The 21,059-nt window shown below is 74.2% G+C and carries 21 protein-coding genes; 9 read left to right on the top strand and 12 right to left on the bottom strand.

The genetic code is table 11. The features are described from left to right. Positions 1-11 precede the first annotated feature (11 nt). The 3 genes from WA788_RS13110 to WA788_RS13100 all read right to left on the bottom strand — a co-directional run bounded on the left by WA788_RS13110 (position 12) and on the right by WA788_RS13100 (position 3,144). Positions 12-848, bottom strand: coding sequence for a hypothetical protein (locus tag WA788_RS13110; RefSeq protein ID WP_335976561.1), 837 nt, complete (start codon positions 846-848; stop codon positions 12-14). Positions 849-925: 77 nt separating this feature from the next. Then, the gene (locus tag WA788_RS13105; RefSeq protein ID WP_335976558.1) at positions 926-1,576 is read right to left on the bottom strand and encodes an RNA polymerase sigma factor; all 651 of its coding nucleotides are present in this window, start codon (positions 1,574-1,576) and stop codon (positions 926-928) included. Positions 1,577-1,902: 326 nt separating this feature from the next. Next, positions 1,903-3,144, bottom strand: a complete 1,242-nt coding sequence (locus WA788_RS13100; protein ID WP_335976556.1) for a DUF4032 domain-containing protein — start codon at positions 3,142-3,144, stop codon at positions 1,903-1,905. A gap of 234 nt (positions 3,145-3,378) precedes the next feature. Between WA788_RS13100 and WA788_RS13095 the strand changes: the two genes are divergently transcribed. Next, entirely contained in the window at positions 3,379-3,921 is a 543-nt protein-coding gene (locus WA788_RS13095) for a MarR family winged helix-turn-helix transcriptional regulator (RefSeq protein WP_335976554.1), read from the top strand. A gap of 35 nt (positions 3,922-3,956) precedes the next feature. Here the strand turns inward: WA788_RS13095 and WA788_RS13090 are convergent, their stop codons facing one another. Beyond that, positions 3,957-4,415, bottom strand: coding sequence for a PaaI family thioesterase (locus tag WA788_RS13090; protein ID WP_335976551.1), 459 nt, complete (start codon positions 4,413-4,415; stop codon positions 3,957-3,959). Then, complete coding sequence (locus tag WA788_RS13085; protein ID WP_335976549.1) at positions 4,415-5,347, bottom strand: LysR family transcriptional regulator; 933 nt, start codon at positions 5,345-5,347, stop codon at positions 4,415-4,417. The genes WA788_RS13090 and WA788_RS13085 overlap by 1 nt, the downstream gene beginning before the upstream one ends. A gap of 124 nt (positions 5,348-5,471) precedes the next feature. On the opposite strand from WA788_RS13085, the gene WA788_RS13080 reads away from it, so the two are divergent. The 3 genes from WA788_RS13080 (at position 5,472) to WA788_RS13070 (ending at position 8,182) form a co-directional block, all read left to right on the top strand. After that, complete coding sequence (locus WA788_RS13080; protein ID WP_335976547.1) at positions 5,472-6,506, top strand: aldo/keto reductase; 1,035 nt, start codon at positions 5,472-5,474, stop codon at positions 6,504-6,506. A gap of 137 nt (positions 6,507-6,643) precedes the next feature. Continuing rightward, complete coding sequence (locus WA788_RS13075) at positions 6,644-7,429, top strand: DeoR/GlpR family DNA-binding transcription regulator (RefSeq protein ID WP_335976544.1); 786 nt, start codon at positions 6,644-6,646, stop codon at positions 7,427-7,429. A gap of 150 nt (positions 7,430-7,579) precedes the next feature. Further along, entirely contained in the window at positions 7,580-8,182 is a 603-nt protein-coding gene (locus WA788_RS13070) for a hypothetical protein (protein WP_335976541.1), read from the top strand. Positions 8,183-8,275: 93 nt separating this feature from the next. Here WA788_RS13070 and WA788_RS13065 read toward each other — a convergent pair whose 3' ends face one another. The 3 genes from WA788_RS13065 to dhaM form a co-directional block, all read right to left on the bottom strand. After that, entirely contained in the window at positions 8,276-9,268 is a 993-nt protein-coding gene (locus WA788_RS13065) for an aldo/keto reductase (protein ID WP_443034021.1), read from the bottom strand. Between the two features lie 79 nt (positions 9,269-9,347). Then, positions 9,348-9,680 (bottom strand): HPr family phosphocarrier protein, encoded by a 333-nt coding sequence (locus WA788_RS13060; protein ID WP_335976539.1) that lies wholly within the window; start codon positions 9,678-9,680, stop codon positions 9,348-9,350. After that, positions 9,664-10,056, bottom strand: coding sequence for a dihydroxyacetone kinase phosphoryl donor subunit DhaM (gene dhaM, locus WA788_RS13055; RefSeq protein ID WP_335976537.1), 393 nt, complete (start codon positions 10,054-10,056; stop codon positions 9,664-9,666). Before dhaM ends, WA788_RS13060 begins: the two co-directional genes overlap by 17 nt. 59 nt (positions 10,057-10,115) lie before the next feature. Here dhaM and WA788_RS13050 point away from each other — a divergent pair, with 59 nt between their 5' ends. From WA788_RS13050 to WA788_RS13035, 4 genes are all read left to right on the top strand, one after another. After that, a complete protein-coding gene (locus WA788_RS13050; RefSeq protein ID WP_335976534.1) occupies positions 10,116-10,892 on the top strand; it encodes an IclR family transcriptional regulator in 777 nt (258 codons plus the stop codon). A gap of 269 nt (positions 10,893-11,161) precedes the next feature. Beyond that, on the top strand, positions 11,162-12,163 hold the full coding sequence (gene dhaK / locus WA788_RS13045; protein ID WP_335976532.1) for a dihydroxyacetone kinase subunit DhaK: 1,002 nt from the start codon (positions 11,162-11,164) through the stop codon (positions 12,161-12,163). A 126-nt stretch (positions 12,164-12,289) separates the two neighbouring features. After that, positions 12,290-12,955 carry a dihydroxyacetone kinase subunit DhaL gene (dhaL, locus tag WA788_RS13040; RefSeq protein ID WP_335976531.1) on the top strand — a complete coding sequence of 222 codons (666 nt, stop codon included), beginning with the start codon at positions 12,290-12,292 and terminating at the stop codon, positions 12,953-12,955. Further along, positions 12,952-14,790 (top strand): putative PEP-binding protein, encoded by a 1,839-nt coding sequence (locus WA788_RS13035; protein ID WP_335976530.1) that lies wholly within the window; start codon positions 12,952-12,954, stop codon positions 14,788-14,790. The genes dhaL and WA788_RS13035 overlap by 4 nt, the downstream gene beginning before the upstream one ends. 77 nt (positions 14,791-14,867) lie before the next feature. On the opposite strand, the gene WA788_RS13030 is transcribed toward WA788_RS13035, so the two are convergent. The 3 genes from WA788_RS13030 to WA788_RS13020 all read right to left on the bottom strand — a co-directional run bounded on the left by WA788_RS13030 (position 14,868) and on the right by WA788_RS13020 (position 19,322). Further along, a complete protein-coding gene (locus WA788_RS13030; RefSeq protein WP_335976528.1) occupies positions 14,868-15,863 on the bottom strand; it encodes a L,D-transpeptidase in 996 nt (331 codons plus the stop codon). A gap of 477 nt (positions 15,864-16,340) precedes the next feature. Next, a complete protein-coding gene (gene pntB, locus WA788_RS13025) occupies positions 16,341-17,747 on the bottom strand; it encodes a Re/Si-specific NAD(P)(+) transhydrogenase subunit beta (protein ID WP_335976525.1) in 1,407 nt (468 codons plus the stop codon). 6 nt (positions 17,748-17,753) lie between these two features. Further along, a complete protein-coding gene (locus WA788_RS13020) occupies positions 17,754-19,322 on the bottom strand; it encodes a Re/Si-specific NAD(P)(+) transhydrogenase subunit alpha (RefSeq protein ID WP_335976920.1) in 1,569 nt (522 codons plus the stop codon). A gap of 299 nt (positions 19,323-19,621) precedes the next feature. On the opposite strand from WA788_RS13020, the gene WA788_RS13015 reads away from it, so the two are divergent. Then, positions 19,622-20,068 carry a cold-shock protein gene (locus WA788_RS13015; protein WP_335976524.1) on the top strand — a complete coding sequence of 149 codons (447 nt, stop codon included), beginning with the start codon at positions 19,622-19,624 and terminating at the stop codon, positions 20,066-20,068. Positions 20,069-20,225: 157 nt separating this feature from the next. Here the strand turns inward: WA788_RS13015 and WA788_RS13010 are convergent, their stop codons facing one another. Then, a complete protein-coding gene (locus tag WA788_RS13010; RefSeq protein ID WP_335976522.1) occupies positions 20,226-21,056 on the bottom strand; it encodes a M55 family metallopeptidase in 831 nt (276 codons plus the stop codon). Positions 21,057-21,059: the final 3 nt, after the last annotated feature.

Here is a 21,059-nt window from a genome sequence, read left to right as displayed (position 1 = left end):
GAGCCGGCCTGCTACTGGGAGCCGGCGGCGAACTGCGGGTCCTTCTTCTGGTCGTAGACCTCCTTGCCGGCCGCGTCGTAGGCGTGGACGTACGGGGTCGCCATCGCGGAGAAGTACTTGGGGGCCGGCGTGCCGACGGAGAACGCCGCGCTGTAGAAGAACGCACCGCCCGCCATGACCGCCGGATACTCGGTCGCGTCCTCCCCGTAGCTGACGGTGATCTTGGCGATGCCGGAGGTGTAGTGCCCGGCCCCGAGGGAGAGGTAGCGCCCCGAACCGGCCGGCTCGCCGACGGAGTCGAAGTACTCCACGAGGTGACCGGTGCCCCACAGGCGGTTGTTGACGAACGTCGGCGGGTGGTCCTGGCTGCTCCCCTTCTCGCCCTTGGCCTCGCACTGCACGTACTGGCCGGCCGAGTCGACGGCGATCACCGCGCCGTCCCAGTCCGTGGACGCGGCAGGGGTACGGACGGCGATCACCGCGTGGTAGTTCGACGCGTCCGATCCCAGGCACGAGGCCAGGATCTTGGTGGCCGTCCCGGGTGCGATCGGGGTCGTGGCCGTACCGGTGACGGTGAACGTCCCGGAGGTGGCGGAGGCGCTGGGGGACGACGGCCGCGTCGAGCCGGTCCCCGCTCCGGCCGGCGGAGAGACCCGGCCCGCACTCGGTGAGGCGGCCGCGCTCGTCGCCCGTCCGCCGCTGCCGGCCCGGACCGGCTGGGCCGCCCCCTGCCCGCTGAAGACGGTCACCGCCGCGACGCTCGCCGCCGCGACTGCGGCGGCGATGCCCAACGGCAGCCCCCACCTGCGGGCGAACGAGGCCGGCTTGTCCTCTGGATCGATCTTCATCAGTAGGTCCTCTCGGAGCCGCCGGTGATGCGGCAGCTCACGATCAGGGGGAGGCGCGGGAACACCTGGCGAGTCGTTCATCGTGCGCCCTCCTCCGCGGTGACGGGATTCTTCGAACCGGAAGACGACGCGGCGGCCCCTGGTCCGCCGGCGAGGTCGGCCCCCAGCCTGCGCCGCGCGCGGTGCAGCCGGGACTTGACGGTGCCCACCGCCACCCCCAGCGCCGCCGCGGCCGCCTGCTGGTCCAGGCCCGACCACACGCACAGCTCGACGACCTCGCGTTCATGGCGCGGCAGCCGGGCCAGCGCCCGGTGGATCTGCGACATCCGGCGCTCGTCGTCCACCCGGCCGGCCACGCGGTCCGCGTGGTCGCCCGCCGGCTCGTCATGGGAGACGAGCCGGTGCAGCAGTGCCTCGGCCCGCCGCAGGCGCCGCCGGGTGTTGGACACCAGGTGCTCGGCGATGCCCAGCAGCCACGGCAGGGCCGAGTCGCGGTCCAGCACGATCTCCGAACGGCGGCGCCAGGCGTGGAGGAACACCGTCGAGGTGAGGTCCTCGGCCTCCGACCAGTCGGCGGTCCGCCGGAACAGGTGGTTGTAGACGGTCTTCGCATGGCGGTCGAAGATCCGCCCGAACGCCTCGCGATCGCCGTCGACCGCCCAGGCCCACAACACCCGGTCGGATATGCCTTCCTCCGCCGCGGTGGGGCCAACGTCGTTCACTTCCATGCCCTGTACGTGTCCGGCACCGGGCCGAAGGTTCCCGCCGCCCGCACTCCACCGCGCCCGGAGCCCGCCGCCCGGCGCCCGCACCGGCCGCCGATCGGCGGAGGAGGGTTGGCCGTGCCGACGAATCCCGCCCCCATGGCCAGGGGCATGGGGGCGCCCCCAGCCGACGGGGCCTGGCACGCACGCTCTCCCCCTGCCTACGGCGGGAGGCGCCCCCAGCGTCGTCGGCCGTCGGCGCGGCCCGCTGCGCTCTGTTCCCCCCCAGAGCTTCGCCTGGGAGGGACCCCCGCCCTTCCGGCGGGACGACGCTATGTGTCCGACACGGCCTAATCGTCGGTGGGGGCGGGGGTCGTGGCCGGGTCGGGGATGCGGGGGAGGACGTCCTTGAGGTAGCTGGCCACGGTGGCTTCGATGCCGACGTCGTGCTCGGCCTGCTCGGAGAGGTACCAGCGGTGTTCGAGGAGCTCGTGGTAGATCTGCGCGGGTTCCATGCTGCCGCGCTGGTCGAGGGGGACCAGGCGGACGGTCGGGCGGAAGACCTGGCGGACCCAGCGGTGGGCGAGGACCTCCGGGCGGGCGCCGAGCGGGTCGCCGGGGGCGTAGTCGTCCTGCGTGGTCATCCACTGCTCGAGGTCGTTGAGGAGGCTGCGGGCCTGGTTCTCCTCGGTGTCCAGGCCGGTCAGCCGCAGCAGTTGGCGCTGGTGGTGCCCGGCGTCCACGACCTTGGGCAGGAAGGTGACGGTGTCACCGCCCGGCGAGCGCTGGATCTGCATCTCGGCGACGTCGAAGCCGAGGTCGTTGAGGCGGCGTATCCGGCGGTCGATGTAGTGCCGCTTGCCCGCCGGGTAGACGGACTCGCGGGTCAGTTCGTGCCACAGGTCGGCGTAGCGGGAGCAGATCGCCTCGGCGAAGGTGACCGGGTCCACCGAGGGGTGCAGGGAGCCGCCCGCCTCCAGGTCCATCAGCTCGCCGGCGATGTTCACCCGGGCCAGGTCGATGTCGTAGTCGCGCTGCCCGGCGCTGAGCCGCGGCTGTATCTGGCCGGTCTCGGCGTCCACGAGGTAGGCCGCGTACGCCCCGGCGTCACGGCGGAAGAGGGTGTTCGACAGGGAGCAGTCGCCCCAGGCGAAGCCGACCAGGTGCAGCCGCACCAGCAGCACCGCCAGCGCGTCGAGCAGGCGGCTGACGGTGCCGGGCCGCATCGTGGTCTCGAACATCGACCGGTACGGCAGCGAGCCGCCCAGGTGCCGGGTGACCAGCGCCGGTTCCAGCGCGGTGCCGTCGGCCGCCTCGCGGCCGGTGACGACCGCGATCGCGTCGACCGCGGGGATCGCCAACCGGTCCAGGTCCCGCAGGAGTTCGTACTCGCGGGCGGCGGCCCACTCGCTGACCTCCTTGACCGCCACGACCTCGTCGCCGGCGCGGGCGAAGCGCACCACGTGCCGCGAGATGCCGCGCGGCAGCGCGACCAGCGTCTCGTCGGGCCACTGTTCGAGCGGCAGACCCCACGGCAGGTCGAGCAGGTCGGCGGGGTGGCCGGCGTCAATGACCCTGATCTGCAACGGCATGGTGCTTCCGGTCCTCTCGTAGGACCGCAGGCTACAGGCTGTGCCGCGCCGCCCACGAGGTCACCGCGGCCCCGATCGCGTCCGGCCGGTCCTCGGGCGCGAGGTGGCCGGCGGGCCCGCAGTGCTCGGTCTCCAGCGCGGCCATGTGCCGGTGTGTGGGGGCCTGCGGCGGGCCTGGCGCCGTAGCCGCTCACTATCGTTAGTCCGACAAACACAACGGAGTACGATGCGGCCATGGACACCGCGCACGATGAGCCGCTTCCGGATGACGGGGTCGACCGGGCCGGGCGGGGCGAAGGGGCGGCAACGCCGCGGCGGCTCGTGGCGCTGCCCAGCCGCCTGCTGAACCTGGCCGCGGCCCAGGGCGAGCGGATGGTCAGCGGCCGGCTGGCCGCGGCCGACGCCCGCAAGTGGCACTACGCCGTGCTGGCCGCCCTGGAGGAGTACGGCCCGGCCAGCCAGGCCACGCTGAGTCGGCGCACCGGCATCTACCGCAGCGACCTGGTCGCGGTGATCAACGAGCTGGAGGCCCGGGACGCGGTCCGGCGCGCCCCCGACCCCGAGGACCGCCGCCGCAACGTGGTCACGCTCACCCCGGACGGCCGCGACCACCTGCACCGCCTCGACACCGTTCTCGACACGGCCCAGGAGGACCTGCTCGCCCCGCTCACCGACGAGGAGCGGACCGAGCTGACCGCACTGCTCACCCGGCTGCTCGCCCACCACACCGCCCACCCTGAGGGCGCGGTCGGCGAGCCCGCCTTGTCCGGCCGCTGACCCCGCGAGAGCGCCGCGGAGATCCGGACGACGGGCTACTCCTCGCGCGCCGCCGCCCGCAGCACCGTGCCCTGCGCGACCGCGCACAGCGTCTCGGCGCCGTCGGCGGCCACCGCGTACAGGTCGCACCGGCACACCGCCTGCCGCCGCCCGGCCTGCACGGTCTGCGCCCGCGCCACCAGCCGCACCCCGGTGCCCGGCCGGAGGTACTGCACGGTCAGCCCCCCGGTCAGCACCGCCGGACCCAAGACCGACCCCGCGGCGAAGGTGATCGCGTTGTCGGCGGCGTAGGCAAGCACTCCGCCGTGCAGGAATCCGTTCTGCTGCCGCAGGTCGTCGCGGACGGCGACCTCCAGGACCGCGGCGCCGCCGCCGAACGCGGACAGCTCCGCGCCGAGCAGCCGGCTGAACGGCTGGGCGCCGAGCGTGGCGCGGGCCGCCTCCAGGTCCAGAGCGGGTGCGGCCGCCGGGTCGTGGTGGGGTGCGGGGCTCATCAGCGGTTCCCTTCCTCCGTCGCCTGACCGGGCACCGGGCCCGGGTCCGTACTGGGGGCCGGCTCGAGGTACGACAGCAGCTCGCGCGCGGCCGGGCTCGGCCGCGCGCCCCTCGGCAGCGCGACCGACACCTCCCACGCGGCGCCGCCCGGACCCGTCACCGGCACCGCCGCCAGCGTCGCCGCCTGCTCCTTGCGGGAGATCGGCCGGGGCACCACCGCGACCCCCAGCCCGTGCCGGACCAGGTCGATCAGCGTGTGGACGTCGTACACCTCCAGCGCCACCCGCCGCGCCGCGCCGCACGCCGCGAACGCCCGGTCGGTCAACTGCCGCGCGCCCCAGTCCTGGTGCCAGTCCACGAACGTCTCACCGGCCAGCGCCGCCCACTCCACCCGCGCGGCGCCCGCCAGCGGATGCCCCGGGTCGCACAGCAGCACCATCGGCTCGGCGGTCAGCGGCAGCAGCCGCACCCCGTCGGGCGGCGGGCCCGGCAGCGAGACGAACGCCAGGTCCAGCCGGCCGTCCGCCACGTCCTGCGCCAGCACCGCGGAACCCGCCTGCCGCAGCCGCACCTCGACGCCGCCGTGGCGGGCCCGGAAGCGCGCCAGCAGCGCGCCGACGTCCACCGTCACGCACTGCTCGGTGCCCACCGCGAGGCTGCCGCGCAGCAGGCCCTGCACCGCCGCCACCGCCTCCTTCGCGGCGCGGGCGCCGGCCAGCGTGCGTGTCGCCTCGCCCAGCAGTGCCCGCCCCGCGCCGGTGAGTTCGACACTGCGGGTGGTCCGCACGAACAGCGGCGAGCCCAACTCCCGCTCCAGCGCGCGCACCGCCGCCGACAGCCCCGACTGCGACACCAGCAGCCGCCGCGCGGCCTTGGTGAAGTGCCGCTCCTCGGCGACGGCCACGAAGTACTCCAGCTGGCGCAGTTCCACGATTGAGAAACCTAGTCGATGAATGCGTTCTCTTTCTCCTGTTGGACGGGATCGGCGGGCCGGGGACAGCATGGTGCGCGGCCCGGCACCCGCCGCGCGTACGGAGCGAAACCGGAGGAACCGCATGGAGTACCGCACCCTCGGCAGCAGCGGCGCGGGCGTCTCGGCGCTGGCGCTCGGCACCATGACGTTCGGCGCCGAGACCGACGAGAAGGGCGCGTTCGCGCAGCTCGACCGGTTCGTCGCGGCCGGCGGCACCCTCGTCGACACCGCCGACGTCTACAGCGCCGGAGTCTCCGAGGAGATCATCGGCCGCTGGCTGGCGGCGCGCCCCGCCGACATCACCGGCCGGGTCGAGATCGCCAGCAAGGGCCGCTTCCCGATGGGCGACGGCCCCAACGACGCCGGGCTGTCCCGCCGCCACCTCGACCGCGCGCTCGACGCGTCGCTGCGCCGGCTCGGAGTCGACTGCATCGACCTCTACCAGGTGCACGCCTGGGACCCCTACACCCCCGTCGAGGAGACGCTGCGCTTCCTCGACGACGCGGTGCGGCGCGGCCGCATCCACTACGTGGGCCTGTCCAACTTCACCGGCTGGCAGCTCCAGAAGGCCGTGGACGTCGCCGACTTCCGCGGGCTGGCCCGCCCGGTCACGCTCCAGCCGCAGTACAACCTGCTGGCGCGGGAGATCGAGTGGGAGATCACGCCCGCGTGCGTCTCGGCGGGGCTCGGCCTGCTGCCGTGGAGCCCGCTCGGCGGCGGCTGGCTGACCGGCAAGTACCGCAGGGACGAGCTGCCGACCGGGGCGACGCGGCTCGGCGAGGACCCCGAGCGCGGGGTCGAGGCGTACGGGCGGCGCAGCCGGGTGCAGCGGACCTGGGACGTCGTCGACGCGGTGCGGGCGGTCGCCGAGGAGCAGGGCGCGTCGATGGCGCAGGTCTCCCTGGCCTGGCTGCTCGGCCGGCCCGCCGTCACCTCGGTGATCCTGGGCGCGCGCACGCTGGAGCAGCTGGAGGACAACCTCGGCGCGGCGGACGTGCGGCTGACCGGCGAGCAGGTGGAGCGGCTGGACGCGGCCAGCGACCCGGGCGCGGCGGACTACCCCTACGGCGGGCCGGGCGTCGCCCAGCGCGGCCGGAACATCCGCGGCGGCCGCTGACGCCTCCGGCGGTGTCCGGCGGCTGGGGGCGGTGGTGCCGGGGCGGTGGTGCCGGGGCGGTGGGGCCGGCTCCTGCGCCGGACGTTGCGGCTGGTCGCGACGCGATACGCTCGGCCGGAAACGGAGGGCGGAGTCGGATGGGGACGCACGAGCGCTGGACGCGGCTGCTGGAGGTACTCGGCGACCGGGGCCGGATCAGCGTGGCCGAGGCGGCCGAACTGCTGGACGTCTCCGCCGCCACGGTGCGCCGGGACATGGAGGAGCTGGGCCGGCAGCAGCTGCTCACCCGGACCCGGGGCGGCGCGGTGCTCAGCGGCGTGGCCTACGACCTGCCGCTGCGCTACAAGGCCGGGCGGCAGGCCGACGAGAAGCAGCGCATCGCCCGGGCGGCGGCCGCGCTGATCCCGCCGGGCGCGGTGGTCGGCGTCAACGGCGGCACCACCACCTCCGACGTCGCCAGGGAACTGGCGATGCGCGCCGACCTCGCCGAGCGCGGCAGCGCCACCGCGCTGACCATCGTGACCAACGCCATCAACATCGCCAACGAACTGGCGGTGCGCCCCTATGTGAAGACGGTCGTCACCGGCGGCGTGGCCCGCCCCAGCTCCTACGAACTGACCGGCCCGCTGGCCACGATGGTGCTCCAGGCGATCTCGCTGGACTACGCGATCCTCGGGGTCAACACCGTCGACCCGCGGTTCGGCGCGGCCACCCATGACGAGGGCGAGGCGAGCGCGAACCGCGCGATGGCCGAGCGGGCCGAGCACGTGATCGTGGTCGCCGACTCCACCAAGCTCGGGAAGCGGGCGTTCGCCCAGGTCTGCGACGTGTCGGCGATCTCGGTGCTGATCACCGACCGGAACGCGCCGGAGGAGCTGGTGGCGGAGTTCACCGCCGAGGGCGTCGAGGTCTCCTGCGTCTGACGTGTCCGATGCGTCCTCCGATACGGCTGATGCGCCCATCATCGGGCATCCCCCGTGCGCGGTGGGCAAGTGTGCCGCACTCCGGGGCCGTACGGGCCCGGTTGCCGCCAACGCGCCCCTCGCGCAAGGGAGATGCCCGATGATGGGCGTATGACGAACGGCACGTCCGGTTCCGGGGCCGCGCCGCTGCCCGGGCCGCCGCACCTGGCCGGGGTGACCGCGCCGGCCGACCGCCCGGGCACCATGTCCGAGCGCTTCTGGGCCGAGCTGCTGGAGGTCGGCTGGGCGGCGCGGCTGCGGACCGCGGACGGCCGGAGCCGGTTCCGGCTGCACTACTGCGGGGAGCGGTACGACGGGCTGATCGTCGGCGGCGACCTGCCCGCGCTGGTGTACGCGGTCGGCGCGCCGGGCGAGCGGATTCTGCTCTTCGACGGCGCCGTCCACGGCTACGACGCCATGTTCTGCGACCGCCGGGACGCGGACGGCCTGCGCGCCCGCCGCGCCGACCGCGTCTACGTCGACGCCGACGGCGAGGACACCTTCGAGCTGGTGGTGTGGGTCGGCTACGGCATCGACTGGGACGACGAGCGGGAGACCCTCACCGACCCGGGCGAACCCGGCCTGGTCACGCTCGCCGACGGCCGCCGCATGCCGTTCGAGGCGGCCCGGCACGCCGCCTTCGACGCCGTGGCGATCACCGCGACGAACGCCTGCGGCCGGGCCACCGACGTGGTGGCCGAGGAACTGGCCTGAGCGGCACGCAGAGCCGTGCCCGTACAACCCGTAGCCGTAGCCGTACCCGTATCCGGGGCCTTACCCGTATCCGGGGCCTCGCCCGAACGTGCCTCAGTGCCAGGGCAGTTCGGCGCGGTGGCGCCAGTACTCGGCCGGCGGCTCGGCCAGTTCGGCGAGGGCCGCGAGCTGGTCGGCGGTCAGCTGCACCTCGCGGGCCCGCAGGTTGGCGGTGAGCTGGCCGGCGGTCGCCGCGCCGGACAGCACCACGTCGGCCCACGGCTGGTGCAGGGCGGCGGCGAGCGCGAGCGCGTCGGGCGTGGTGCCGAGCGCGGCCGCGAGCCGGCCGAGCACCGGCTCGGTGCGCGCGTCGGGCGCGGCCAGCCGCCCGTTGGCCATGCCCTCCTTGACCATCACCCGGCAGCCGGCCGCGTGCGCCTCGGCGAGCGCGGGGCCCGCGGACGGTTCGAGCGGGTTCCAGGTGGACTGGACGCTGCGGAACAGCGGGCGGCCGTCGACGGTCACCTCGAGTGCCGCCCGGATCGCGTCGGCCTGCGCCGGGCCGCTGGTGCTCAGGCCCACCCGCACGCCCTGCGCGGCGAGTCCGGCCAGCGCGCGGTGCAGGGCCGGGTCGGTGAGGGCGGGGCTGCCGGGGGTGATCGAGTGCACCTGGTACAGGTCGAGCCGGTCGCCGAGCAGCGCGCGGGTCTCGGCGACCTGCCGCTCGTAGGTGGCCAGGCTGTGGTCCTTGACCTCATGCGCCTCGGCGTCCGTACGCCAGTCCGCGGTGTAGGTGTAGCCCCACTTGCTGGAGACCACCACCCCGGCCGGCTCCCGCAGGTCGAGCCACTGCGCGAGGAACTCCTCGGAACGCCCGTACGACCGGGCCGCGTCGAAGTCGCGCACCCCCTCGGCGTAGGCGAGGTCGAGCAGTTCGTGGGTGCGGCGGCGCATCGCGGCCACACTGCGGTCGGCGGGCAGGTCCCGGTCGCGGCCGAGGGTGATGTAGCCGGGGCGGCCGACCGCGGCCAGGCCGAACCCGATCCGGGCGGCGGGTGCGGGCCCGGCCGCGGGCGGGCCGGCGGGGGAGTGGGGCGGTGTGGCCACGGGGGCTGCTCCTGCGGTGGTGCGGGGACGGTCGGGCGGCGGGCGCGTCGGCGGTGGAGCCCCCGCGACCACCGCGCGCCTACGTGGCCGTCGCCAGGACCTCCGCCAGCGCGGCGGCCGCTTCCTGCGCGTCCGGCCCCTGCGCCCGCACGATCACCGTACGCCCGCGGGTGGCGCCCAGGCTCATGACGGCCAGCACGCTGGCCGCGTTGGCGGTGCGTTCCCCGTACTGGAGCAGCGCCGCGGCGGCGAAGCGGGCCGTGGTCTGCGCGATCTGCCCGGCCGGGCGGGCGTGCAGATCGGCCGGGAGCAGCACGGGGATCTCGACGGACGGGCTGTCGGCCGGTGCCGCGGCCGGGGCGCCCGGAGTGTGGGGCGCGGCGGGTGCGGAGCGTTCAGAGCTTGCTGACATGGCGTGCCTCCGTGGCGGCGGTGAGTACGGCGGTGAGGTCCGCGCCGGCCGCGGCGGTGACCGCGGCGGCCACGGCACCCTCGACGAAGGGGGCGTCGGCGATGACCACTCCCTCGCGCGGGTGGTCTTCCAGGACGGCCCGCGCCGTGAGCACGGAACTGCCCAGGTCCGGCAGGACCAGCACCCCGGCGCCGCGGTCGGCGTCCTTGACCGCGGCGGCGATCCGCGCGTAGCTGGTGCCGATCCGGCCGTCGTCGGTGCCGCCGGCGACGGCCACCGGGACGGCGGCGGAGCCGATCTGGCCGAGCAGGGAGCGCAGGCCCGCGGCCAGTTCGGGACTGTGGGACACGAGTACGATGCCGACAAGTTCCGTCATGAACAGCGATGCTAAATCTCGGAACGGTATTCAGCAATACTGAACGAAGAGGTTTTCCCATGGTGCAAGCGGTGCAGCGTGCCGTCCGGATTCTCCGGGAGCTGTCGGTCACCGGCCCCCGGCTGGGGGTCACCGAGCTCGCCGAGCGGCTCGGCGTGGCCAAGCCGACCGTGCACGCCCTGCTGCGCACCCTGGAGGCCGAGGGCCTGGTGGTGCAGGACCGGGACAGCTCGAAGTACCAGCTCGGCCCGTATCTGGTGCAGTTGGGCAACTCCTACCTGGACACCCAGGAGTTGAGGTCGCGCGCACTGACCTGGGCGGACCTGCTGGCGCGCCGGGCGGGCGAGGCGGTGTGGGTCGCGGTGCCCACCGGCGACCGCATGCTGGTGGTGCACCACGCCTTCCGCCCCGAGGGGGCCGTGCAGATCCTGGAGGTCGGCGCGTCCATCCCGTGGAACACCTGCGCGCTCGGCAAGGCGGTGGCGGCCTTCGCGCCCGAGGAGGAGCGCGAGCAGCTGCTGTCCGGCGAACTGACGGTGCTCACCGGGGCGAGCATCACCGCGCGCGAGCCGCTGGCCGCGGAGTTGGCGCAGGTCAGGGCGCGCGGCTATGCGCTGGAGGACCAGGAGTCGGCGATCGGCGACGCCGGGGTGGCCGCGCCCGTCTTCGACCGCTCCGGCGCCGTGGTCGGCGCGATCGGCGTGGTCGGGCCGGTGGAGCGGCTGCTGGCGGAGCCGGCCCGGCAGGAGTTGGCCGTCGCGGTGCGCGAGACCGCCCGCAACCTCTCCCGCGACCTCGGCGCGCCGCGCGGCACCTCCCGGGGCGCCACCGGCTGAGCCGCCGTCCGGCCGCCGTCCGACCACCGGCCGAACCGCCTTACGGCCCCGCCCGGTTCGCGCCGCCCGTGCGCCGGGACCTGCTCCCGGGCGCCGGTGTGCGCCGCGCCGTGCTCCCGTCCGCCCCGCGGGCTCCGCCAACGCACGCTGGACCGTAGCGAGTTGGCGGGCGGTGGGCCGCCGGGACCCCTTGACACCGCGGAAACGCCCCCTTAACTTCCGATTACGTTCATCATTAATGAACGTCATTCGGTAATAGGGGGATCGTCGTGAAGAAGCTGATCAACGAGCCCGGCACCGTGCTCGACGACGCCCTGGCCGGGATCGCGGCCGCGCACAGCGACCTGCTGTCCGTGGACACCGACCACCGCGTCATCACCCGGGCCGGGGCCCGGCGGCCCGGCAAGGTCGCGCTCGTCTCCGGCGGCGGCAGCGGCCACGAGCCGCTGCACGGCGGCTTCGTGGGCACCGGGATGCTCGACGCGGCCTGCCCCGGCGAGGTGTTCACCTCCCCGGTGCCCGGCCAGATGGTCGCCGCCGCGAAGGCCGTGGACACCGGCGCGGGCACCCTGTTCGTGGTCAAGAACTACACCGGCGACGTGCTGAACTTCGAGATGGCCGCCGAACTCGCCGCCGAGGAGGGCCTGTCGACCGCCGCGGTGCTGGTGGACGACGACGTCGCGGTACGGGACTCCACCTTCACCGCGGGCCGCCGCGGCACCGGCGGCACCGTGTTCGTGGAGAAGATCGCCGGCGCCCTCGCCGAGCGCGGCGCCCCGCTCGCCGACGTCGCCGACGTCGCCGCACGCGTCAACGCCGCCACCCGCTCCTTCGCCGTCGCCCTGACCGCCTGCACCGCGCCCGCGGCCGGCAAACCCGGCTTCGAACTGCCCGACGACGAGATCGAGATCGGCGTCGGCATCCACGGCGAGCCCGGCCGCCACCGCGGCAAGCTCCGCCCGGCCCGGGACATCGTCGCCGACATGCTCGCCGCCGTCCTCGCCGACCAGCCGCTCGCCGCCGGCGACGAGGTGCTCGTCATGGTCAACGGCCTCGGCGCCACCCCGCTGCTGGAGCTGTACATCGTCTACCGCGAGGTCGCCGCCCTGCTCGCCGGGCGCGGGGTGCGCGTCGCCGGGAACCTCGTCGGCAACTACGTCACCAGCCTCGACATGGCCGGTGCCTCGATCACCGTCTGCAAGACCACCGACGACCTGCTCGCCCTGTGGCGCGCGCCGGTGCACACCGCCGCACTGCGCTGGGGCATCTGAACCGGCTGGACCGGCTGGACCGGCTGGACCGGCTGAACCAGCGGAACCCGCTGAACCGGCGGCACCCGCTGACACCGCACCGACGAACCGACGCACCGACGAACCGACGAACCGAACGGAGAGCCCGTGGACACCGCCCTCGCCCGCGCATGGGTGCAGGCCATCGCCGCGGCAATGGACACCCACCAGGACCGGCTGACCCGACTCGACTCCGCCATCGGCGACGCGGACCACGGCGCCAACATGCACCGCGGCTTCGCGGCGGTCGCCGCCGCCCTGCCCCAGTACGAGGTGGCCACGCCCGGCGCGGTGCTGGTACGGACCGGCTCGCTGCTGATCTCCGTGGTCGGCGGCGCGTCCGGGCCGCTGTACGGCAGCGCCTTCCGCGCGCTCGGCACGGCGCTCGACGCTGCGGACGACCCGGCGGACGGACCGGCAAGCACCGGCGGGACCGTGCGGGTGGCCGGGGCGCTCGCCGCCGGGCTCGCCGGAGTACGGCGGCTCGGCGCCGCCACCGAGGGCGACAAGACGATGATCGACGCCTACGCGCCCGCGCTCGTGGCGTTCCGCGTGTCCGCCGAGGCGGGCGCGGGCCTCGCGCAGGCGGCCGCCGCCGCGGCCGACGCCGCCGAACAGGGCATGCGCGCCACCACCTCCATGCAGGCAAGGAAGGGGCGGGCGTCCTACCTCGGGGCGCGCAGCATCGGCCATCAGGACCCCGGCGCCACCTCCACCGCGCTGATCTTCCGCGCGCTGGCCGACACCGCCGCAGCGGCGAAGGACGCACGGTGACCGCCCGCCGCCGCTACCCGGGCCAGAGCGCCGCCCCGGGCACCGCGCTCGGCGAACTCCACCGCACCGACCGCCCCTTACCGCCCGCGGCCGCCGACGATCCCCCCGGCGGCCGGGGCCAGGACCGGGACCGGGACCGCGCCGGGGCGCGGCTCGTCGCGGCCTTCGACCGCGTCGCCGACCGCCTCGACACCGTCGCGGGCGGCCTGCGCACCCGGGGCGAGAGCGAGCAGGCGGACATCATCGAGGTCGGCGCGCTCATCGCCCGCGACCCCGAACTGCGCCGGCACGCCCTGCATTTGACCGCCGAAGGGGCCACCGCGGTGGCCGCGGCCGGCACGGCGGTCGACGCCCAGGCCCGCGCCATCGCCGCGATCGGCGACCCGGTGCTCGCCGAACGGGCCGCCGACGTACGCCAGGTGGGCCGCCGGGTGCTGGCGGTGCTGCACGGCGTCCACGAACCCCCGCCCGGGCGGCCGCTGGTGCTGGCGGCCCGCGAGATCGGCGCCGCGGACCTGCTGGAGCCGGGCCGTACCGTGGTCGCGGCGCTGTCGATGACCGGCGGGCCCAACTCGCACGCGGCGATCGTGGCCCGTTCGGCGGGCATCCCGCTGCTGCTCGGCGTCGACCCGGACGTGCTCGAACTGCCCGACGGCGTGCCGGTGCTGGTCGACGCGGCCGCCGCCGTGGTCCACCCCGACGACGCGGAGCGGGCCGCCGCGCTCGCCGCCGTCGCGGCCCTGCGGGAACGGCGGGCCCGACTCGCCGCCGCCCGCCACCTGCCGGCCCGCACCGTGGACGGCCACCACGTCACCTTGCGGGTCAACGCGGCCACGCCCGCCGACGTACGGGCCGGGCTGGCGGCGGGCGCGGACGGCGTCGGCCTGCTGCGGACCGAACTGCCCTTCCTCGACGCGGCGCGCTGGCCGACCCGCGCCCGGCACACCATCGCGCTCGGTCCGGTGCTGGCCCCGCTGGCCGGGCGCACCGCCACCGTCAGGACCCTGGACTTCGCCGACGACAAGCTGCCGCCGTTCCTGGCGGAGGACCCGGACGAGGACGGCCCGGCGCGCCGGTTCGGCGGCGCGGGCGGCGCGGGCGGCCAAGGTGAAGGCGGGGGAGCGGAGGGCGGCGGCGCCGGCCGCGGTGTGGACTGGGCCACCGGCCGGCCCGCGGTCACCGGCCGCCGGATCGGCCGCGGGCTGCCGCTGATGCTGGCCCGGCCCGACGCGTTCGGCGAGCAGTTCACCGCGCTGCTCGCGGCGGCCGCGGGCGCCCGCGCCGACCTGCGGGTGATGATCCCGATGGTCGCCGGCGTCGCCGAACTGCGCGCCTGCCGGGCCCTGCTGGACCGGGCGGCGGCCGAACTCGGCCTGCCCGCACCCCCGTTGGGGATCATGGTGGAGCTGCCGGAGGCGGTGCGGCGGATCGAGGAACTGGCCGCGGAGGCCGCGTTCCTGTCGCTGGGCACCAATGACCTGACCTGCCAACTGCTGGGCCTGGACCGGCGGGACGCGGCGGCCGGCCCCTCGGCCACCGCCCACCCGGCGGTGCTGCGCGCGATCGCGACGGTGGTCGCCGCCGCCCGCACCCACCGCCGCCCGGTGTCGGTGTGCGGTGACGCCGCCGCGCACCCGAGGGTGCTGCCGCTGCTGGTCGGACTCGGCTGCGACACCCTGTCGGTGGCCCCGGCGGCGCTCGACGAGGTACGGGCCGCGGTCCGCCGCCTCGACCACGCCGCCTGCAAGCGGACGGCCACCGAGGCGCTGACGCTGCGCACCGCGGACGAGGTCCGCCGCCTGGTGCGCGACCGGCTGCCCCTGCCGCCGGGCTGACGCCCCGCGGCCACACAGAACGGGGGCGGGCTCACCTGAAGTGCCGGTGAGCCCGCCCCTCCCAGAACCCGGCGGTGTCAGGCGGCCGGGTTGGTGGTGATCTGGCCGGAGCCGCTGTCCTTGAGCCAGGTCGACCAGCTCAGGTTGTAGTCCGCGTAGCCGTTGTCACCGGCGGCCTTGCCGCGCGGCGAGCCGGAGATCGTGATCGGGTCGCCCTGCTTGATGAAGTTGTAGAACCACTTCGCGTCCGCGAGGGAGAGGTGGACGCAGCCGTGCGAGCCGTAGCTGTGCCCCGGGTACGGGTCGCCGGTGGAGTAGTGCACGTAGGTGCCCGAGGTCGTCAGGTGCACGTCCCACGGCAGCGTCAGGTCGTAGTAGTCGGGGCTGGACTTGTTGCAGCTGATCCCGACGCTGCACGAGGTCATCCGGACCTCCTTCGCCTTGTCGATGACGGCCATCGTGCCGTCCCACGACGGGAAGGACGGGCTGCCCGCGTCGATCGGGAAGGTCTTCACCACGGTGCCGTTGTGCGTCACCTTCATGCTGTGGCCCTTGACGGAGACGCTCGCCTCGTCGTCGTCGCCGATGGTGAAGCTGTGGACGTAGGAGTGCGTGCCGTAGCGGCCGTTGCCGTTCGGGACGTTCTTCAGCTCCGCGTCCAGGGTGACCTTCGTGCCCGGCTTCCAGTAGGTCTCGGGCCGGAAGTCGACCCGGGTGCTGCTGAACCAGTGCCAGGCGCCGGTGGTCGGCACCGAGGTGGATATCTTCATCGCCTTCTCGACGCCGGCGCGCGCCGAGGTCGCCACCGGGTTGGAGAAGACCACCGATATCGGCATCGCCACGCCGACGGTGGTGCCCGTCTGCGGCGTGATCGTGTCCAGCAGCATCGCCGGACCGAGCGGCTTGGGCGTGGTCGGCTTCGGGCTGGCGGTCGTCGCCGAGGCCGATGAGCCCGCCTTGGCGTCGTCCTTCGGCGGTGTCGAAGCGGACGAATTCCCACCGCACGCGCTCGTGCCGGCGAGCACCGCGCCTGCCACGAGGGCGATCCCCATACTGGTCCTGACCCGACCCATGTACCTGTACTCCGCTCATATCACTGCACCGGCTGCGACTACAACGGTAAGACTCCTCGGCGATCACTGCGGTTCCGGCCCTCGGTAAAACGGATGCCAAGCTTTCGAACCGACCCCGGACAGTGACGAGATGACGGCCGTCCTCACCTACCGTGCCGGTCGCGGGGCGGTCGCGCCACCATGGGCATGCTGGCCCCACCCGCACACAGCGGCTGCCCGTCCTGAGGTCAGCGGCCTGCCGGCGGCACCGTCGTGAAGGGGCGCCGGCAGGTGCGGTCCCTCTTTCGGAACGGCTGCGCCGGGGAGTTCGGATCATGACGCATCTCACACGGCGCAGCGTGCCGCGGGGTTCGGGCGCGGCGGAGCTCGGCGGCGAACGGGTCCCGACGTGCTCGGACTTGAGGACCCGTGCCCCCCTCGGGAGCCAAGGGGGCGCGGCGCCGGGGGCCCGGGCCGGGCGCGGGAAGCGGCCGGCCGTCACAGGAACTTGAGGATGTCCTCCACCCGCTCCTTCGCGTCGCCGAAGAGCATCTGGCTGTTCTCCCGGAAGAACAGCGGGTTCTGCACCCCGGCGTACCCGGTGTTCATGGACCGCTTGAAGACCACCACGTTCTCCGCCTCCCACACCCGCAGCACCGGCATGCCCGCGATCGGGCTCGCCGGGTCCTCGGCCGCGGCCGGGTTCACCGTGTCGTTGGCGCCGATCACCAGGACCACGCCGGTCTGCGCGAGGTCGTCGTTGATCTCGTCCATCTCCAGGACGATGTCGTAGGGCACCTTCGCCTCGGCGAGCAGCACGTTCATGTGCCCCGGCAGCCGCCCGGCCACCGGGTGGATGCCGAAGCGCACCTCCACCCCGCGCTCGCGCAGCCGCCGGGTGAGGTCGGCGACCGGGTACTGCGCCTGCGCGACCGCCATGCCGTAGCCGGGGGTGATCACCACAGAGGAGGCGTCGCGCAGCAGTTCCGCGGTGTCCTCGGCGCTGATCTCGCGGTGCTCGCCGTACTCGCGGTCGTCCGAGGCCGGCGCCTCCATGCCGAAGCCGCCGGCGATCACCGACAGGAACGAGCGGTTCATCGCGGTGCACATGATGTAGGACAGGTACGCACCGGAGGAGCCGACCAGCGCGCCGGTCACGATCAGCAGGTTGTTGTCGAGCAGGAACCCGGACGCGGCCGCCGCCCAGCCGGAGTAGCTGTTGAGCATGGAGACCACCACCGGCATGTCGCCGCCGCCGATGGACGCGACCAGGTGCAGGCCGAGCGCCAGGGCGACCGCGGTCACCGCGATGAGCAGCCCGACGTCCGGCGACGCCACGAACGCGGCGGTCAGCCCCACGAACGCCACGAGCGCGCCCACGTTGAGGTAGTTGCGGCCCGGCAGCATCAGCGGGCTGGACCTGATCCGCGCCGACAGCTTCAGGAAGGCGACGATCGAACCGGTGAAGGTGACCGCGCCGATGAAGATCCCGATGAACACCTCGGCGTGGTGGATGCCGAGCAGGTCGTGCGCGATCTCGGTCTGCCGGCCGCCCTTGGCCTCCACTTCGAGGTAGCCGTTCCAGCCGACGAGGACCGCGGCCAGGCCGACGAAGCTGTGCAGGATCGCGATGAGTTCCGGCATCCCGGTCATCTCGACCCGGCGGGCCCGCCACAGGCCGATGCCCGCGCCGACCACCATGGCGGCGGCCAGCAGGCCGATCCCGGTGGCGGCGATGCTGCGCGAGGCCAGCCCGATGGTCGCGGCGAGCGCGATCGCCATCCCGGAGATGCCGAAGACCACCCCGGAGCGGGACGTCTCGTGCTTGGAGAGCCCGGCCAGGCTCAGGATGAACAGCAGTGCGGCGACGATGTAGGCCGCCTGCGCGGCGGTCGATGCAGTCATCGCGCATCAGTCCTTGGAGAACATGCCGAGCATGCGGCGGGTCACGGCGAAGCCGCCGAAGATGTTGATCGACGCCAGCAGGATCGCCACGAACGACAGCACGGTGACCGCGGTGTGGGCGTGGCCGATCTGGAGCAGCGCGCCGACCACGATGATCCCGGAGATCGCGTTGGTCACCGACATCAGCGGGGTGTGCAGCGCGTGGTGCACATGCCCGATCACGTAGTAGCCGATCACGATGGCCAGCACGAACACCGTGAGGTTGCCGATGAGCTGGGCCGGGGCGAAGCCGGCGAGCAGGAACAGCACGGCCGCGACCGCGCCGACCGCGGTGTAGCGGCGGCCCGCGGTGAGCGGCTGTTTTCCCCGTCCCGCGGGCGGGGAAGGCGGTGGCGCGGCGCCGGCCGCGGGCGCGGGCGCCGCCGAGACCTGCACCGGGGGCGGCGGCCAGGTCTTCTCGCCGTCGCGCACCACCGTCACCGAGCGCTGCACCACGTCGTCGAAGTCCAGCACCAGCTGCCCGTCCTTGCCGGGGGTGAGCAGCTTCAGCAGGTTGACCAGGTTGGTGCCGTACAGCTGGGACGCCTGGGTCGGCAGCCGCCCGGCCAGGTCGGTGTAGCCCACGAGGGAGACCTGGTTGGCGGTGGTGACGACCTGTCCGGCGACCGTGCCGGCCACGTTGCCGCCCTGCGCGGCCGCCATGTCGACGATCACGCTGCCCGGCCGCATGCTCGCCACCATCTCCTCGGTGATCAGCAGTGGCGCCGGGCGGCCGGGGATGAGCGCGGTGGTGATGATGATGTCGACGTCCGCGGCCTGCTGGGCGTAGAGCGCGGCCGCGCGGGCGTTGTAGTCGTCCGACATCTCCTTCGCGTAGCCGGTGGCGCTGACCTCGGCCTCCACCGACTCCACCGACAGGTACTCGCCGCCCAGCGACCTGACCTGGTCGGCGACCTCCGGCCGCGGGTCGGTGGCGCGCACCACGGCGCCGAGGCTGCCTGCCGCGCCGATCGCGGCGAGCCCGGCCACCCCCGCCCCGGCCACCAGGACCTTCGCCGGCGGCACCTTGCCCGCCGCGGTGACCTGCCCGGTGAAGAACCGCCCGAACAGGTGGGCCGCCTCCACCACCGCCCGGTACCCGGCGATGTTCGCCATCGAGCTGAGCACGTCCAGCGACTGGGCCCGCGAGATACGCGGCACCGCGTCCATGGACAGCGCCGTCAACCGCCGCCCGGCGAGCGCGTCGACCAGCTCCGGGTGGGGGGCCGGGGCGAGCAGTGCCACCAGTACGGCGCCGTCGCGCAGCAGCCCGATCTCCTCCGCCGTGGGCGCGTTGACCGCCAGCACCACGTCGGCGCCCCACGCCCGGGCCCGGTCGACGACCGCCGCGCCCGCCTCCTCGTACGCCTCGTCCGACAGGCTCGAGCCGGCTCCCGCACCGGCCGCCACGACCACGTCGTAGCCGAGTCCGCGAAGTTGTCTCACCGTTGCCGGGGTGGCCGCGACCCGGGTCTCCCCGGGTAGTGACTCCGCCACGACCCCTACGACACCCACTGGTTGCGCAGACTGACTCATCATGGTCCCTTCTGGCCCGGACGGGTTCGCTTACGCAGCCTGCCATGCATTACCAGGAGGGCCTTGTTCATTCGCGATCAGCGACATCGACTTGGTTACACCGGGAGCACACATCGGCCAGGTCACGCCGTCGGCCGGCACGTCGCGCCGCCGGCCGCGCCGGGGCGTCAGCGCTGTCAGGGGAGTGTCAGCCGGCGGCGCGCGCCGGGGGCCCTGTATCGGACGGCGCGGTGCGGGCGTTAGGATGCCGGGCAGGTCATTCGGGCAAGGGGCCCGGGAGTGGTTGCTGGGGGTTTGGCATGGTTGCCGGTCGGGTTGTTCGGTTCGACGGTGCGCGCGGTTACGGGTTCATCGCACCGGAAACAGGTGGTGAGGACGTCTTCCTGCACGTCAACGACCTGCTGATCCCGGAGTCGTTCGTACGCTCCGGTGTCGCGGTCGAGTTCGAGGTCGAGGACGGCGACCGGGGGCTCAAGGCGTCCTCCGTCCGCCTCGCGCACAACGCGGACGGGGTGCCCGGCGGCATCACCAGCTCGCGCGGCTCCGCGGTTTCCTCGGCGCCCCGCTCCTCTGGCAGCGTGGACCTCGACGACCCGATGTGCGACGTGCTGAGCGAGTTCGAGTACACCCGCGAGGTCACCGAGCTGCTGCTGAAGTCCGCGCCATGGATGACCGGCGAGCAGATCGTGCAGGTCCGCCAGCAGCTGGCGCGCTTCGGCAAGGGCCACGGCTGGATCGAGGACTGACCCCTCCCGGGAGGCGCCCCGCGACCGCGGCGGCGACCTCCCGGCAGTCTGCTTTCGGCGGGAACCGGCACGTCCGGTTCCCGCCGAAACGCGTATCCGGGGCCGGCTCCTTGCCCCCAGCGCTGCGGTGCCGCGGGCAAGGGTCCGGCCCCGGCGGTTACTCCGCGATGCCGCGGGTGAGCAGCACCACGGTGACGAAGGTGCGGTACAGGCGGACCGGGTCCTCGTCGGTGAGGGTCACGGTGAGCGGATCGGCCGGGTCCGGCTCGACCCCGGTGATCCAGGTCGCCATCTCCGCCAGGTCGGGGTTGCGCATCCGCACGGTGAGGGTCGCGGGCAGCTCGATCGCCGGGAGGGACGCCGCACCGAGCGTCTCCACCGCGCGGCGCGCGGCCGTGCGGATCACCTCACGCGCGTCCTCGGGGTGCAGGCTGTCGGCCGCGAACCGCGACACCGACGACTTCACCACCGCGCCCACCGCGTCCGGGCAGAAGGGCCGCAGCTCCGCCGCGGTGGTGTCGTCGCCGGTGACCAGCACCACCGGCACCCCGTGGCCGAGCGCCACCAGGGCGTTGATGCCGCTCTCGCCCGCGACCACGCCGTTGAGCCGCACCTCGGCGATCGCCGCCGGGTTGTAGGTGTGTGACAAGGTGGCGGGCGCCCCGGTCATCGAGCCGTGGTAGGAGACGAAGAAGACCGCGTCGAAGCTGCTGTCCAGACCCTGCATCATGTACAGCGGCTTGTGCCGCCCGGACAGGTAGCGGGCCCGCCCGGCCAGCGCGTCCGGGCGCAGGTTCGCCATCGTGGAGTGCGAGTCGTTGACGAGGAACGCGCTCGCCCCGCCCGCCGCCGCCCCCTCGATCGCGGCGTTGACCTCCTCCTGGAGCAGCGTGCGGTAGTACGCGTACTCCGGCTGGCCGTGCCGGCACTGCGACCAGTCGACGACCCCGGCGGTCCCCTCCATGTCGGAGGACAGGAAGATCTTCACAGC

The organism is Streptomyces sp. CA2R106, assembly GCF_037034245.1.
Taxonomy (GTDB): Bacteria; Actinomycetota; Actinomycetes; order Streptomycetales; family Streptomycetaceae; genus Actinacidiphila.
The sequence above is the reverse complement of the archived record's forward strand: the minus strand, read 5'-3'. Positions and strand labels throughout refer to the sequence as shown.

Coding starts and splice junctions, on each gene's coding strand:
- WA788_RS13090 (WP_335976551.1), bottom strand. CDS start 4,415: ATGAGCCCCGCACCCCACCACGACCCGGCGGCCGCACCCGCTCTGGAC.
- WA788_RS13080 (WP_335976547.1), top strand. CDS start 5,472: ATGGAGTACCGCACCCTCGGCAGCAGCGGCGCGGGCGTCTCGGCGCTG.
- WA788_RS13050 (WP_335976534.1), top strand. CDS start 10,116: ATGGTGCAAGCGGTGCAGCGTGCCGTCCGGATTCTCCGGGAGCTGTCG.
- WA788_RS13100 (WP_335976556.1), bottom strand. CDS start 3,144: ATGCCGTTGCAGATCAGGGTCATTGACGCCGGCCACCCCGCCGACCTG.
- WA788_RS13060 (WP_335976539.1), bottom strand. CDS start 9,680: ATGTCAGCAAGCTCTGAACGCTCCGCACCCGCCGCGCCCCACACTCCG.
- WA788_RS13030 (WP_335976528.1), bottom strand. CDS start 15,863: ATGGGTCGGGTCAGGACCAGTATGGGGATCGCCCTCGTGGCAGGCGCG.
- WA788_RS13110 (WP_335976561.1), bottom strand. CDS start 848: ATGAAGATCGATCCAGAGGACAAGCCGGCCTCGTTCGCCCGCAGGTGG.
- WA788_RS13015 (WP_335976524.1), top strand. CDS start 19,622: ATGGTTGCCGGTCGGGTTGTTCGGTTCGACGGTGCGCGCGGTTACGGG.
- WA788_RS13020 (WP_335976920.1), bottom strand. CDS start 19,322: ATGAGTCAGTCTGCGCAACCAGTGGGTGTCGTAGGGGTCGTGGCGGAG.
- WA788_RS13070 (WP_335976541.1), top strand. CDS start 7,580: ATGACGAACGGCACGTCCGGTTCCGGGGCCGCGCCGCTGCCCGGGCCG.
- WA788_RS13105 (WP_335976558.1), bottom strand. CDS start 1,576: ATGGAAGTGAACGACGTTGGCCCCACCGCGGCGGAGGAAGGCATATCC.
- WA788_RS13095 (WP_335976554.1), top strand. CDS start 3,379: ATGGACACCGCGCACGATGAGCCGCTTCCGGATGACGGGGTCGACCGG.
- pntB (WP_335976525.1), bottom strand. CDS start 17,747: ATGACTGCATCGACCGCCGCGCAGGCGGCCTACATCGTCGCCGCACTG.
- WA788_RS13075 (WP_335976544.1), top strand. CDS start 6,644: ATGGGGACGCACGAGCGCTGGACGCGGCTGCTGGAGGTACTCGGCGAC.
- dhaM (WP_335976537.1), bottom strand. CDS start 10,056: ATGACGGAACTTGTCGGCATCGTACTCGTGTCCCACAGTCCCGAACTG.